General features: G+C 58.0%; 12 protein-coding genes. 8 read left to right on the forward strand and 4 right to left on the reverse strand.

Going from position 1 to position 14379, the window contains the following annotated elements; all coding sequences use genetic code 11:
- Positions 1–520: 520 nt before the first annotated feature.
- Entirely contained in the window at positions 521–2476 is a 1956-nt protein-coding gene (gene acs / locus HU722_RS22750) for an acetate--CoA ligase (protein ID WP_065874011.1), read from the reverse strand.
- Between the two features lie 397 nt (positions 2477–2873).
- On the opposite strand from acs, the gene HU722_RS22755 reads away from it, so the two are divergent.
- Entirely contained in the window at positions 2874–3143 is a 270-nt protein-coding gene (locus tag HU722_RS22755; protein WP_065874012.1) for a DUF2790 domain-containing protein, read from the forward strand.
- Between the two features lie 566 nt (positions 3144–3709).
- Positions 3710–4960, forward strand: a complete 1251-nt coding sequence (locus HU722_RS22760; protein ID WP_049711875.1) for a ribonucleotide-diphosphate reductase subunit beta — start codon at positions 3710–3712, stop codon at positions 4958–4960.
- On the opposite strand, the gene HU722_RS29095 is transcribed toward HU722_RS22760, so the two are convergent.
- Positions 4957–5205, reverse strand: coding sequence for a hypothetical protein (locus tag HU722_RS29095; RefSeq protein WP_186753122.1), 249 nt, complete (start codon positions 5203–5205; stop codon positions 4957–4959). The two genes, HU722_RS22760 and HU722_RS29095, sit on opposite strands and share 4 nt — an antisense overlap.
- A 57-nt stretch (positions 5206–5262) precedes the next feature.
- Between HU722_RS29095 and HU722_RS22770 the strand changes: the two genes are divergently transcribed.
- Complete coding sequence (locus tag HU722_RS22770; protein ID WP_065875417.1) at positions 5263–5910, forward strand: HAD-IB family hydrolase; 648 nt, start codon at positions 5263–5265, stop codon at positions 5908–5910.
- Positions 5911–6059: 149 nt separating this feature from the next.
- On the opposite strand, the gene HU722_RS22775 is transcribed toward HU722_RS22770, so the two are convergent.
- Entirely contained in the window at positions 6060–7604 is a 1545-nt protein-coding gene (locus HU722_RS22775; RefSeq protein WP_065875416.1) for a Fic family protein, read from the reverse strand.
- Positions 7605–7767: 163 nt separating this feature from the next.
- Positions 7768–8829 carry a LysR family transcriptional regulator gene (locus HU722_RS22780; RefSeq protein ID WP_225930655.1) on the reverse strand — a complete coding sequence of 354 codons (1062 nt, stop codon included), beginning with the start codon at positions 8827–8829 and terminating at the stop codon, positions 7768–7770.
- A gap of 193 nt (positions 8830–9022) precedes the next feature.
- Here HU722_RS22780 and argH point away from each other — a divergent pair, with 193 nt between their 5' ends.
- The 5 genes from argH to HU722_RS22805 all read left to right on the forward strand — a co-directional run bounded on the left by argH (position 9023) and on the right by HU722_RS22805 (position 14375).
- Positions 9023–10450, forward strand: coding sequence for an argininosuccinate lyase (gene argH, locus HU722_RS22785; RefSeq protein ID WP_065875414.1), 1428 nt, complete (start codon positions 9023–9025; stop codon positions 10448–10450).
- Positions 10451–10568: 118 nt separating this feature from the next.
- Positions 10569–11447, forward strand: a complete 879-nt coding sequence (locus HU722_RS22790; RefSeq protein ID WP_025859372.1) for an amino acid ABC transporter permease — start codon at positions 10569–10571, stop codon at positions 11445–11447.
- Positions 11448–11471: 24 nt separating this feature from the next.
- Positions 11472–12236, forward strand: coding sequence for an amino acid ABC transporter ATP-binding protein (locus HU722_RS22795; RefSeq protein ID WP_065875413.1), 765 nt, complete (start codon positions 11472–11474; stop codon positions 12234–12236).
- A gap of 25 nt (positions 12237–12261) precedes the next feature.
- Positions 12262–13083: an ABC transporter substrate-binding protein gene (locus tag HU722_RS22800; protein ID WP_065875412.1), complete on the forward strand. Its 822-nt coding sequence runs from the start codon at positions 12262–12264 to the stop codon at positions 13081–13083.
- A gap of 101 nt (positions 13084–13184) precedes the next feature.
- Positions 13185–14375, forward strand: a complete 1191-nt coding sequence (locus HU722_RS22805) for an MFS transporter (protein ID WP_065875411.1) — start codon at positions 13185–13187, stop codon at positions 14373–14375.
- Positions 14376–14379: the final 4 nt, after the last annotated feature.

A 14379-nucleotide genomic window follows, 5' to 3' on the forward strand; every position in this document is an offset into this window, starting at 1 on the left:
GCGACAACAATTTACAGAAGCACCGAGAAAGCCGTTCCAACTTATTGACAGCCTCTGGATTTTATGCAGAGACAAAAGACATTAAACCTGTAGACGCTGCAAATTGCGGGCCTATTATTCGCAAACCCTTCTGGCACGGCAAGTGTGGCGTTTAATCTTATTTGCTGGGGTGTCTGGAATGCGGTTTTTGCGGGCGGGGGCGTAGCACTTTGCCTCATGTTTGGGCGCGGGGTTACACATTTGCGTTCGACGGTAACATTCAGAAACCTCCTACGTGAGAAACCGATATTTATTGGTTTGGAAGTAACCCGGCCCGTCAGAACACCACCGAGGCCCGCGATGGAATACAACCCAAATGTGGGCTTGCTCGCGAATGCGGTGAGTCAGCTACATATGAGCCAACTGATCCACCGCTTTCGCGAGCAAGCCCGCTCCCACTGGGGATTTGCATCGACTCAATTCCCACAAAAAAGCCCCACCCGACTTACACCGAATGGGGCTTTATCTGACTATCCCGCGCTTACGCGACGTTCATGGTCTTGTGCGTCTCAATCAAATGCGCCACCACGCCCGGATCCGCCAGGGTGGAGATATCCCCCAACCCGTCATACTCAGCCGTGGCAATCTTGCGCAGAATCCGCCGCATGATTTTCCCCGAGCGCGTCTTCGGCAAGCCCGGCGCCCACTGGATCACGTCCGGCGAAGCAATCGGCCCGATCTCTTTGCGCACCCAGTTTTTCAGCTCCAGGCGCAGCGCTTCGTTCGGCTCTTCGCCATTTTTGAGCGTGACATACACATAGATGCCCTGCCCTTTGATGTCGTGCGGCACACCGACAACGGCCGCTTCGGCAACTTTCGGGTGCGCAACCATCGCGCTTTCAATCTCGGCGGTGCCCATGCGGTGGCCGGACACGTTCAACACGTCGTCCACACGCCCGGTGATCCAGTAGTAACCGTCCTCGTCACGCCGCGCACCGTCACCGGTGAAGTACATGCCACGGAACGTCTTGAAGTAGGTGTCGACGAAGCGGTCATGGTCGCCAAACAGCGTACGCGCCTGGCCTGGCCACGAATCGAGGATCACCAGGTTACCTTCGGCGGCGCCTTCGATCAGGTTGCCCAGGTTATCCACCAACGCCGGCACCACACCAAAGAACGGCCGTGCCGCCGAACCCGGCTTGAGCGCGTGAGCGCCCGGCAGTGGGCTCATCATGTTGCCGCCGGTTTCGGTCTGCCACCAAGTGTCGACAATCGGGCAACGGGATTGGCCGACGTTCTTGTAGTACCAATCCCAGGCTTCCGGGTTGATCGGCTCGCCCACCGAACCCAACAAACGCAGGCTGCTGCCATCGGCGCCTTCACAGGCAGCGGTGCCCGAAGCCATCATTGCGCGGATCGCGGTCGGTGCGGTGTAGAGGATGTTGACCTTGTGCTTGTCGACGATCTTCGCCACCCGGGTGATGTCCGGGTAGTTCGGCACGCCTTCGAACAGCAAGGTGGTCGCGCCATTGGCCAGCGGGCCGTAGACAATGTAGGTGTGGCCAGTGACCCAGCCGACGTCGGCGGTGCACCAGTAGATTTCGCCTGGGCGGTAGTCGAACACACGTTCATGGGTCAGGGCCGCGTAAAGCAGGTAGCCGCCGGTGGTGTGCTGCACGCCTTTAGGCTTGCCGGTTGAACCGGAGGTATAAAGGATGAACAGGGCTTCTTCGGCGCCCATCTCTTTGGGTGCGCACACAGTGCCGGCCACTTTCATCAGGTCTTCGTACCAGATGTCGCGATGCTGGTTCCACTTGATCTGGCCATTGGTGCGCTTGCACACGATGACTTTCTGGATGCTGCTGGTTTCCGGGTTGGTCAGGGCGTCGTCGACGTTGGCCTTCAGCGGAATTTTCTTACCGGCGCGAATGCCTTCATCGGCGGTGATCACCACCTTCGACTTACAGTCAATGATGCGACCGGCCAGAGCCTCCGGCGAAAAACCGCCAAACACCACCGAGTGAATCGCACCGATACGGGTACACGCCAGCATGGCGACCACAGCTTCGGGGATCATCGGCATATAGATCGTCACTACATCGCCGCGGTGCACATCCTGGCCGCGCAGGGCGTTGGCGAACTTGCAGACTTGTTCATGCAGCTCGCGGTAGGTGATGGTGCGGCTCTCGGCAGGGTCATCGCCCTCCCAGATGATCGCCGCCTGGTCGCCACGCTCAGCGAGGTGACGGTCCAGGCAGTTGTAGGAAACGTTCAAGGTGCCATCGGCAAACCACTTGATGTCGACATGGTGATCGTCGAAAGAGGTCTGCTTCACCGTGGTGAAAGGCTTGATCCAGTCAAGACGCTTGGCTTGCTCGCGCCAGAAGCCATCGGGGTTGACCACCGACTGCTGGTACATGGCCTTGTAGGTTGCCTCGTCAGTCAGCGTGTTGGCTGCTACTTCGGGGCGAACGGGGTACAGGGAAGCCGCACTCATCTTTCTTACCTCGGTGACATAGTTGTTGTTGTATGGCCCTGTTGTAGCCGGGGCTGGCCTATAGAACCATTCGACGATGGTAGTAACAAGCCCCTACAAATTACCCTGACATCCCCGTTCACGCCCCTAGCCCGCGGGCTGCGGCGGTTCGCAGCATTGTGAAAAAAGCTTTACCACAGGATTGTTACAAAAACCGCCAAAAGTGTTTATCAAAAGTGCGGGTATATGAATATAACCCACACGCCTAGAATCACTTCCGCCAACACAGGCACTGCGATTGACAACGTAACAGCCCCCACGAAGGCAACGTTAATCCGAACTCACCAACCCTAAGTTACACACGTGGCCTCACAAGGGCCCCGTGACCCCTTTCGCCCTGAAGAAGGTAAGTAAAGAAATGAAAGCTTTATTAGTTATGGCCTTGAGCAGCTTGTGCGCCACCGCCGCCCTGGCCGACGAGGCCCCGACTGAACTGGCCGGCCAGAGCGCGCCGATTGTTGAGGACTACACTTACAGCACCCATCTGGACGTCGCCAAAGTATTATCGATGAGCAACATCCCGGAAGTTTGCGAAGTTGTACCGGTGAAGATGGAATATGAAGATTCGCAAGGTCAGCGTCATATTCTTAACTATCACGTGATGGGTAATGGTTGTTCTAACGGGTAATAACTTATTACGTCAGGTTTAACCCCGGATCTTGGTCGCCGCAAGAAATCGTTCTTGCGGCCAAGGACCCACCTCGAATCCCGCAAATCAAATGTGGCAGCTGGCTTGCCTGCGATAGCGGTTATAGCCACAACCACGCTGCAAAGCCTTACCCCACTCCCCCGCCCAAAAAACCTCCCGCCGTCCGTCAAAAATTTCGAGCCCCAGCAAAGCCTTATAAAACCGCACTCTGGCCGAAAAACACGCCATTCTGGCCGGTCTCCGTGACCATCCGTCCCAACACAAACCCATTTTTTTCCCCTACAATGCGCGAGTAAATCGGGCCTGCAATATCCCTTTACACAGGGACGAAGAGCCAGACTGAGGCCTCCGCAGGAGCAAGCACGCACCGCTCCGCACCTCAAGCCTCACGCAGAGTACCCGTAACCCTATTCCGTTTAATGCCTGCGCTAGCTGCTGCAACAAACGATTCCTTAAGATCCACCGCGGCCTCTGGGCCGTGTGAACACCCAACCATCCGGTTTCACACGGGCACCTTTGAGCCCTCACGCAGGAGACGACACGTCATGCTGAGCTGGGACGAATTCGACAAAGAAGAAGAAGGCGAGGTAGCCACCAAAGGCGCCAACGCCGGCCACGCCACCGAAGCCAACATGGACCGCCTCGACGGTGCCGGCGCTGCCGCCGCCCTTGAAGCCCGCGCCGTCACCGCCAGTGACTCCGCCGCCATCGTCCGCGCCAAGGCCGCCCTGGACAAACTCGACGTCGCCGAAGGCCTCGCCGAACTCGAAGGCGCCTCCGCCCGCGTCGCCGTTGACGAAAAGCGCATGATCAACTGCCGCGCCGACCTCAACCAACTCGTGCCCTTCAAGTACGACTGGGCCTGGCAGAAGTACCTCGACGGCTGCGCCAACCACTGGATGCCGCAAGAGGTCAACATGACCGCCGACATCGCCGTGTGGAAAGACCCCGAAGGCCTGACCGACGACGAACGCCGCATCGTCATGCGCAACCTCGGCTTCTTCTCCACCGCCGACTCCCTGGTTGCCAACAACCTGGTCCTGGCCGTGTACCGCCTGATCACCAACCCAGAGTGCCGCCAGTACATCCTGCGCCAGGCCTTCGAAGAAGCGATCCACACCCACGCCTACCAGTACTGCATCGAATCGCTGGCCATGGATGAAGGCGAGATCTTCAACATGTACCACGAGATTCCATCGGTCGCCAAAAAGGCTGCCTGGGGCCTGAAGTACACCCGTTCGATCTCCGATCCGAAGTTCGAAACCGGCACTGTCGAGACTGATAAAGAACTGCTGCGTAACCTGGTCGCCTACTACTGCGTGCTGGAAGGCATCTTCTTTTACTGCGGCTTCACCCAGATCCTGTCCATGGGCCGTCGCAACAAAATGACCGGCGTCGCCGAGCAGTTCCAGTACATCCTGCGCGACGAGTCGATGCACCTGAACTTCGGTATCGATGTGATCAACCAGATCAAAATCGAAAACCCGCATTTGTGGGATGCCGAGATGAAGGAAGAAGCGACCCAGATGATCCTGCAAGGGACTCAGCTGGAGATCGAATACGCGCGCGATACCATGCCGCGCGGCGTGCTGGGCATGAATGCGGCGATGATGGAGGATTACCTCAAGTTCATCGCTAACCGTCGCCTGTCGCAGATTGGTTTGAAAGAAGAGTATCCGGGCACCACCAACCCGTTCCCGTGGATGAGCGAGATCATGGACTTGAAGAAAGAGAAGAACTTCTTCGAAACCCGTGTGATCGAGTACCAAACAGGCGGCGCGCTGAGCTGGGATTAACTCCTAAGCCAAGCAACATCAAGGAGCCCTGACTTGTTCAGGGCTTTTTTATGCGCGTTGATTTGCCATTTCTTGAAGCACATCGCGCTGATCACCTCGCCGAGAAGGGTTCGGATCGTACAAGCAATGCTGTAGCCTTGCATCCCAATTGCCATCAGTGTTGCACCGATAAAGTATCGGTAGCCTTCATCGACGGGCTCTACAAAAGCCCAAAGATTGGCACGGGAGTAATCTCCCGCTGTCACACCTGACACGCACCTAAAAATACTAGATAGGACCGAGGCCAACCCGTGAACCCAGACATGCTCGAAGCCGGCCCCGCTGACGCCAAAGTACTCTCCGTCTTTGACTTCGACGGCACGCTCACCCACCACGACAGTTTCGTGCCGTTCCTCAAGTTCGCCTTTGGCACCGGTGAGTTTTATGGCCGGATGGTCAAGCTGGCGGTGCCAGGTCTGCGCTTTTTGTTGCAGCAGATCAGCCGGGATGAGTTGAAGGCGCAGTTGATCCGCACCTTTATGACCGGGGTGGAGAAGGCGTGGGTGCAGCAGAAGGCCGAGGAGTATTGCCAGCGCAATTGGGCGCGGTTGATGCGCCCGGCCGGCGTGCTGTCGGTGGAGCAGGAGTTAGGTTCGGGCGCGGTGGTGACGCTGTGCTCGGCGTCGCCGACGTTGGTGTTGCAGCCGTTTGCCGATCGTCTTGGGATCAAGTTGATCGGGACTGAGCTTGAGGTGGTGGATGGGGTGCTGACCGGTAAGCTCACCGGGAATAACTGCCGGTGTGAGAACAAGGTGTTGCGGCTTGAGGCGGTGTATGGGGACCTGGGGGAGTATCGGCTGCGGGCCTGGGGCGATACGCGTGGGGATCGGGAGTTGCTGGCGGCGGCGCAGGATGCGCATTTTCGGCATTTTCATGCGAAGAAGAAAAGGCGGGCTCGGTTGCAGCGGTGATGCGGGGGGTTGGGTTGGCGGGGGGATCGAGGTGATCCCATCGCACCATGGCTGGGGTTCGACAGCTCCCACCGTTTGATCGGTGTCAGACTGGGTAACGCACTAGCATGGGGTGCCCGGGGTTGAGTGGCCGCATAGGCCCATCCCGATCACTCGTTAACGCTACCCGATTCTTGTTCTTCAAATGCGGATCGCACCGCTTCCACTACCCGTTCGGCTAAGTGAGCAACTTCCAACTGCGGATAAGCTTTTTTCAATTTCCCCGATATCTGCCAGCCATTTTCCTTTAGCGAGCGAATGACGCGGTTTGCGTCCTGATCCGGCATTTCCAGCACTTCTTTGAGCTGCTCCTGAGCGCGCTGAAAAATGACCAATACACGCGCTTCATCAGCCATTTCTGTCCGGACGGTATGCGCCACAACCTGTGCCGTATACAGGACATGCTCAGTCAAATCGGGATAGCGCCACGCGAATTGCGCATCTTCATAGTCATCAAAGACCAGGTTGCTGCGGGTGCCGTCCTCGTAGACGACGAGTTCGCCAAACCGATAAGACGCGGCGTAGCGTTGCATGAATGGTCGCGAAAACACCTCCAGCGTGCGATCGTAACGTGCCCGAAAATCAATCGAACTTGTGATCGTGGCTGATACCGGCAGGATCACGCCATCAGGCACCGCATTATCACGGATCAACGTATCGTTGATAAGAAAGCGATGGATCCGACCATTGCCGTCCCGCATGGGGTGGATATACACGAAGGCGAAAGCGATTACAGCTGCCCGGGCCAGCGACTCAGAACCTCGTGTTGCCAGCTCGAATGCTTTCAAGCCATTGAGCAGTTGCGTCAGCACCTCAAATTGCGGCGCAATGTAGTGCACGATGTCCTCGCGCATGGTCGCCTGCCCCACAAAGATCGGCGAGCGCCGCAAGCCCAGCCCGAGAGCCTCGCCTCCCAAAATACCGGCTTGCAACGTGTGCAGGCTTTCGTTGCTCAACGGATCCTCGATATGGCCACAGTATTTGGCGATCACGTGGGCAAACCGCTGGATCCTGTCGGCTTTGTCTGCCTCTCTCTCGATCAAGAAGCTGGCACGCGACTCCTTGAACGTCAGCCAACTTGCCGTGCGCATCAGGATATCGGCGCCAAAGGTCTGGTTCAGTTCTCGCAGTGCTGCACCCAGATCAAACTGCAGCGCGTCTTGTACAGCTTCGGTACGGCGGATCAGAGGGGAGAACGCTGGCACGCCGGGAAGATTATCGTTGATGCGCCAGCGTCGTATCCTCAGAGGCTCAACGCGGGTCAGGTAATGCTGCGATGAAACAGCATCGACATAGCCGCCATTGGTCACGTCTGGCACATCAAGCTGCCGTCCGGTTACCCATTCGTACAGGAATCCGGTGCGGCGGGCATATTGACCAAAGGGCGTTTGCCGGCACCAGGCTTCAACGGGTTCGGGGCCGGCGGCAGCAAATAGGCGAGCGAAGAATTCGAGGTGAATTTCTTCGTACTTGAGCCCGAACTCGAAATGCCCTGCAAAGTCGTCCGAGGGTTGGTAGCTGAGGGGGTACTTACGCTCGACATGTCCATTGCTCTCGTGGCTCATACGGGTCGTACCGATTACCGATTCGACGCGTAGTGGCTGTGCAAGCGCGATACGGTAGCGGTCAGCGAGTGCCTTGAAGCCTACCTGCATGGTCGAATCCCCTAACGAACGCTAAAAAACGATAACTATTAGGGAATGGTAGGCGAAAACGATAATTTTGTGAGTACGAAAATGCTAATGCGCTATTAAATTTGCTAACAATTCAGCTATTTCATTTGAAAACGATAACGACCTAAAAGAAAGCGATCCGAGTTTAGGGTCCGTCAGGAGACCGAGGCGATCCCTTCGCAGCCTCGCTGGGGCTCGACAGCTCCCACAGTTGATCTCTGTCGCTCGGAGGGACGGTGTTTGGCTTGAGTGTCGTGGCTTTGAGGTCCACACCCAGCGCCGTTGCAAAGGCTTTTACCATCGGGCTGCGCGGGGCGTTGTGGCGCAGGATGAGGTTGAAGGCGGTGCTCAGGTGAACTTGCTCCGGACACAGTGCGCGCAGGCGCCCTTCCCTTACCAATGGCGAGGCGTAGTGTTCGGGCAGGAAGCCGAGGAAGCGGCCGGTGAGGATCAGGATGGCGACGGCTTCGACTTGTGAGGCCGAGGCGGACTGGCTGTCGTAATTGACGAAGGTGGCCTTGTCGCGGTGGATCGCATACCGGTGGTTCACCACTTCGTATTGGCGCAGCACGTCGGGCGTGATGTCGCTCGCGCTGAAGAGTGGATGTCCTACAGCGCAGTAGACGTGGGCTTTTTCTTCGTACAGCGGGAAGTAGTCAAATTCCTCTCGGCGTTGGTACACCGGCACGATGCCGACGATCAAGCGGCCTTCCACCACGCCACGTTCAACTTCGTCCAATTGCGAGGCATGTAGGCGCAATCTAATTTTTGGTGATTCGCTATGTAATTTCCCCAACGCGGTAATTAGCGGGGAATTAACGTCGGACACGGTGTTATCAATAACCCCCACACTAAGGTCGCCAATGAGTTCGTTTTGCGCCGAACTAAGCTTGTCGCGAAAACTGTCCACCGAGGTAAATAACTCGATGGACGCCTGATACACCAACTTGCCTTCTTCGGTCAGGCCGAACCCTTCCCTCCCCCGTGTACACAGGCGCATGCCGATGCGGATTTCCAGGTCGGAGATTTGTTTGCTGATAGCCGCGAGCCCCACGTTCAGCTCGTTTTGCGCGGCGCTAAAGCCGCCGGCTTCGACCACGGCCATAAATACCCGCAGCAATTTGAAGTCCAGCCCGCTCAGCTGCAGGGGCGGTCGTGTGCCGGGTTTTGGCGGTAGGTTTCCAGAAGTGGAAAGTGGAGTTTCCATAATACGCGTTGACCTCAAGTGCCATATTCAACAGGCTTCAACCCAGTCCTTGAACATAGCCAGGCGGCGATAATGAACATAAACAACCGCCCTTGGCAACCTTGAATACGGCGCGTCAGACGCTGATTCAGTCTAGTTGAAAACTTATTTTTACTGCCTCCGACTCTTCTAAAAACAAGCGTGAGGAATACCCATGTCCCAGCCCACCGACCGCCTTTGGGGCGCTCGTTTCAAGACCGGTCCGTCTGCTGCATTGGCCGCGTTGTCGCGTTGCCCTGAGCGCTATTTTCGCCTGACGCCCTACGACCTGGCCGGCTCCCGTGCCCATGCCCGTGAGTTGCAGCGCGCCGGTTTGCTGGATGAGTCGGAGACCTTGCGTACCCTCGAAGCCCTGGAGGGGATCGGCGCTGACTTCGCCGCCAGCCGCCTGCATCCGACCCTGGATGACGAGGACGTGCACACCTTCATCGAACGCGTATTGACCGAGCGCCTCGGCGTCTTGGGCGGCAAGCTGCGCGCCGGGCGTTCACGCAATGATCAGACCGCGAATGACCTGCGGCTTTTCCTACGCGACCACGCGCGCACCATCACCACTGAGGTGTTGGGTCTGCAAAAGGCGTTGGTGGAACAGGCCGAGCAGCATGTGGAGAGCATCTGCCCAGGCTTTACCCATTTGCAGCAGGCGCAGCCGATTGTGTTTGCCCACCACTTGCTGGCTCATGCGCAGTCGATGCTGCGGGATGTGCAACGTTTGGTGGATTGGGATGCGCGTGCAGCGCTGTCACCGTTGGGTGCGGCAGCCATGGCCGGTTCGGCGATTGCGCGCCAGCCGGAGCATTCGGCCAAGGAAATGGGCTACACCGGGCCGTGCGAAAACTCGATTGACGCGGTAGCCAGTCGCGACCATGTGGCGGAGTTTCTGTTTGTGGCGGGCATGCTCGGGGTGAATATTTCGCGGCTGTCGGAGGAGTTTTGCCTGTGGTCGTCGCGCCAGTTTCGCTGGGTGGTGTTGGACGATGCCTACGCCACCGGCAGCTCGATCATGCCGCAGAAGAAGAACCCGGATATTGCCGAATTGGCGCGGGGCAAGGCTGGGCGCTTGATCGGCAACTTGACCGGGTTGATGTCGACGCTCAAGTCGTTGCCGCTGTCGTACAACCGCGATTTGAGTGAAGACAAGCACAGTGTGTTGGACAGCGTGGACACCTTGCTGCTGGTACTGCCGGCGATGGCCGGGATGGTTGCGACCATGAAGGTGCAGGTGGAAGAGCTGCGGCGTCAGGCGCCGATGGGCTTCACCTTGGCGACGGAGGTGGCGGATTGGTTGGCCACCCGTGGTGTGCCGTTTAAAGAAGCCCATGAGATTACCGGCGCGCTGGTGCAGGCCTGTGAGAAGCATGAGATTGAGTTGTGGGAAGCCTCGCCGGCGATGTTGGCGGAGGTGGATGCTCGGTTGCTGCCTGAAGTGCGGGACTGCTTGACCCTGGAGGCGGCGATTGCGGCGCGCAGTGGGTGGGGTGGGACGGCGCCGGAGCGGGTCAGGGAGCAGATTGGGCGGTTGAAGGTGGCGTTGGCTGAGCAGCAGCGATGGGCTGAGAGTTATCAGGGGTTTCGGATGTAAGCCTGGGAGATTTGTAGTGTTTGGGCTGGCGCTTTTGCAGGCAAGCCAGCTCCCACATTGGATCGGGTTTTAACTGTTGGATCGAGTAGAGCGGTAATCGCTTTTTTGGAGAATCACCATGAACCAAACCCCGGCCGAGCGCTTGGAAATAGAGCGCAAGTTGTCCGAGAACCAGTTCGATATCACGCAGTACGAACACGTGCCGCGTCGCTATTACGGGCGGATGTTTTTTGCCACGTTGATCGTGATCGTATTGGCCGCGCTGTTGCGTGCATTCGCCAACGGCCAGATCGAATGGTCCTACATCGGTCAGTTCCTCACGTCTGAGGCCATCCTCTGGGGCCTGGTGAACACCATCGTCATGTCGATCCTGGCGATGGCGCTGGGCGTGGTGATCGGGGTGATCACGGCGATCATGCGCATGTCGGCCAACCCGATCCTGCGGTATGTGGCCATCACCTACACCTGGCTGTTCCGTGGCACGCCGTTGATTCTGCAGTTGCTGCTGTGGTTCAACCTGGCGCTGATTTTCCCGGTGATCGCGATTCCCGGCCTGTTCAGCATCGACACCGTCGACCTGATGACACCGTTCGTGGCCGCCCTGCTCGGCTTGAGCATCAACCAGGGCGCCTACACCGCCGAGGTGGTGCGCGCCGGCTTGCTGTCGGTCGACACCGGCCAGTACGAAGCCGCCAAGTCCATCGGCATGCCGAGCCTGCAAGCGCTGCGTAGGATCATTCTGCCGCAGGCCATGCGGGTGATCATTCCGCCTGTAGGCAACGAGTTCATCAGCATGGTGAAAATGACCAGCCTGGCCAGCGTGATCCAGTACTCGGAGCTGCTGCACAACGCGCAAAACATCTACTACGCCAACGCGCGAGTCATGGAGCTGCTGATTGTGGCCGGCATCTGGTACCTGGCGGTGGTGACTGTTCTTTCATTTGGTCAAAGCCGCCTCGAGCGTCGTTTTGCCCGCGGCGCCGGCAAGCGTTCGTAAGTCTGGGTTGAGGAGATTTGCCCCATGAGAAGCATCGTAAAGGCCGTCAACCTGAACAAGTATTACGACGAATATCACGCGCTGCGCGACATCAATATCGAGGTCGAGCAAGGCGAAGTCATGTGCATCATCGGCCCGTCGGGTTCGGGTAAAAGCACGCTGCTGCGTTGCGTCAACCAGTTGGAAAAAATCGACAAGGGTGGCCTGTGGGTCGACGGCGAGCTGGTGGGTTACCGGGTGGTCGGCAACAAGCTGCACGAGATGAATGAATCGCAGATCGCCCGCCAGCGCTTGGCCACCGGGATGGTGTTCCAGCGCTTCAATTTGTTCCCGCACATGACCGTGCTGCAGAACATCATCGAAGGCCCGTGCCAGGTGCTCAAGCGCTCGCCCAAGGAAGCCATTGAGGATGCGTTGGAGTTGCTCGCTCGCGTGGGCCTGGCGGACAAACGAAATGCCTACCCGGTGGAATTATCCGGTGGGCAACAGCAGCGCGTGGCGATTGCCCGAGCGCTGGCGATGCGCCCCAAATTGATGTTGTTCGACGAACCCACGTCAGCCCTTGACCCGGAGCTGGTAGGAGAAGTGCTGTCGGTGATGCGCGATTTGGCCACCACCGGCATGACCATGATCGTGGTCACCCATGAGTTGGGCTTCGCCCGCGAAGTGTCCAACCGCATGGTGTTTATGGATGCCGGCCAGATTGTGGAAGCCGGCAGCCCCGAAGAAATTCTAATAAGCCCACAAAACCCGCGTACCCAAAGCTTCATTTCTGCCGTTCGCACTTAACTAGAAAACTAACGAGAACGCCCCCATGAAAAAATTGTTTATCCCAACGTTGCTCGCAGGCCTGATGGCTTCCACCTGTGTATTGGCGGCATTGCCGGCGGCAATCAAGGACAAGGGTGAGATCAGCGCGGCCATCGTGCCGAATTATCCACCGATGGATTTCAAGGACCCCGCCACCAATAAGCTCACTGGTTTCGACTTCGACTTGGGCAATGCCCTCGCCGAACGCCTGGGCGTGAAGATCAAATGGCAGGAAACCGGCTTCGAGCAAATGCTCAGCGGCCTGACCACCAAGCGCGTGGACATCGTGCTGTCGGGCATGACCGACACCGCCGAACGCCAGAAGTCGGTGACCTTTATCGACTACTTCACCAGTGGCCCGCAGCTGTACACCCTGGCCAAGCGTGAAGAGATCAAGGAATTGACTGACCTGTGCGGTAAAAAAGTCGGCACCAGCCGTCGTACCACCTGGCCGTCGGAAATTGCCGCGTGGAGCAAGGAAAACTGCGAAGCAGCGGGTAAGCCAGCGATCGTGGTGATTGGTACTGAGGGCTCGGCGGATGCGCGGGCGCAGTTGCAGCAGAACCGCCTGGATGCGGCGATGCAGGGCAGCGAGACGATTCCTTATTTGATGTCGTTGGACAAGGGCAAGTACAAGCCGGTGGGCCTGGCGATTTCCAAGCAGTTTACGGGGCTCGGGATTGAGAAGAGCAACACCGAGTTGGTCACGGCGATCAGTGAAGCGTTGCAGGGCATGATTGATGATGGGACCTACGGCAAGATCCTGAAGAAGTGGGATCTGGAGCAAGGTGCAGTGGAAAAAATCTCCATCAATGCCGGCCAGTAAAATGATCTGAATGTGGGCGCTGGCTTGCCTGCTCCCACATTGATCTGTGTCCACATTTGATGTGTGGTGCATTGGCACAATAAAAAGGACGCTCGCCCACCGTGGTCACCTACTCCCTGGTAATCCGCCGCCTGCTGATCTGCTCGGTGACCATCGTGGTCAGCCGTGCCATGACCAGCCCGCTGCTGGCCTTGCTGCTCAGCACGCGCCTGGGCCTTAACCAGCAGGACATCGGCTTGCTGATGGGCATCGCCGTATTCATCGCGACACTGTTGGGCCTGTACGGCGGCTACATCATCGACCGCCTGGAAAAGCGCAAGCTGCTGATCCTGGCCATGCTGTCCAGCTCCATCGGTTTTCTGTTGCTGACCTTTGCCAGCAACCTCTACCTCACCACCTTGACCCTGGTGATCACCGAAGCGGCGTCGGCGCTATTCCTGATTGGCTCCAAAGCCATCATCAGCGAAAACCTGCCGGTGGGTGATCGCGCCAAGGTGTTTTCCCTGCGCTACACGCTGACCAACGTCGGCTATGCCACTGGCCCGATGGTCGGCGTGGTGATTGCCGGCCATATGCAGTTGGCGCCGTTTCTGATCGCCAGCGCCATCGCGTTTGGTAGCGTATTCCTGATGATAGGCATTCCACCCACCCAACGGGATGACAGCCACAAACCCTTGAGTTTCCTCAGCACCTTGCGCACGTTGCGCAGCGACCGCACGCTGATCCTGTTCACCAGCGGCAGCCTGCTGAGCACCATTGTCCACGGGCGCTACACCCTGTATCTGTCGCAGTTTTTGCTGGTGGCCTACAAGCCCGCCGAGGCGCTGAAGATTCTGTCTGCGGTGCTGGCCTGCAACGCCGTCACCGTGATCTTGATGCAGTACCAGATCGGGCGGTTTCTCAAGCGTGAGCAACTGCGTTACTGGATCGTGCTCGGCACCTTGCTGTTCATTGTCGGGCTGATCGGGTTCAGCCTGGCCGACAGCCTGCTCACCTGGTGCCTGGCGATGTTCGTATTCACCTTGGGCGAGATGATCATCTACCCCTCGGAGTTCCTGTTTATCGACACCATCGCTCCCGATGCCCTGCGCGGCAGTTACTACGGTGCGCAGAACCTGGCGGCGTTTGGCGGAGCGATGAGCCCGGTGATTTGTGGTTATCTATTGATCAATGCGGCGCCCGCCAGCATGTTCTATGCCCTTGGTGCACTCACAGCAATCGGTGGCACCTTGTGCTTCATGAGTGGGCGACGCGTGGCTGAGAACCCGCCGCCCCCAACACTACACATCTAATGTG

Source organism: Pseudomonas tritici, from assembly GCF_014268275.3.
Lineage (GTDB): Bacteria > Pseudomonadota > Gammaproteobacteria > Pseudomonadales > Pseudomonadaceae > Aquipseudomonas > Aquipseudomonas tritici.

Bases quoted from the DNA above. Each gene is read 5' to 3' on its own strand.
- HU722_RS22775 (WP_065875416.1), bottom strand. From the start codon at position 7,604: ATGCAGGTAGGCTTCAAGGCACTCGCTGACCGCTACCGTATCGCGCTT.
- HU722_RS22770 (WP_065875417.1), top strand. From the start codon at position 5,263: ATGCTCGAAGCCGGCCCCGCTGACGCCAAAGTACTCTCCGTCTTTGAC.
- HU722_RS22790 (WP_025859372.1), top strand. From the start codon at position 10,569: ATGAACCAAACCCCGGCCGAGCGCTTGGAAATAGAGCGCAAGTTGTCC.
- argH (WP_065875414.1), top strand. From the start codon at position 9,023: ATGTCCCAGCCCACCGACCGCCTTTGGGGCGCTCGTTTCAAGACCGGT.
- HU722_RS22780 (WP_225930655.1), bottom strand. From the start codon at position 8,829: ATGGAAACTCCACTTTCCACTTCTGGAAACCTACCGCCAAAACCCGGC.
- HU722_RS22755 (WP_065874012.1), top strand. From the start codon at position 2,874: ATGAAAGCTTTATTAGTTATGGCCTTGAGCAGCTTGTGCGCCACCGCC.
- HU722_RS22795 (WP_065875413.1), top strand. From the start codon at position 11,472: ATGAGAAGCATCGTAAAGGCCGTCAACCTGAACAAGTATTACGACGAA.
- HU722_RS22760 (WP_049711875.1), top strand. From the start codon at position 3,710: ATGCTGAGCTGGGACGAATTCGACAAAGAAGAAGAAGGCGAGGTAGCC.
- acs (WP_065874011.1), bottom strand. From the start codon at position 2,476: ATGAGTGCGGCTTCCCTGTACCCCGTTCGCCCCGAAGTAGCAGCCAAC.
- HU722_RS22800 (WP_065875412.1), top strand. From the start codon at position 12,262: ATGAAAAAATTGTTTATCCCAACGTTGCTCGCAGGCCTGATGGCTTCC.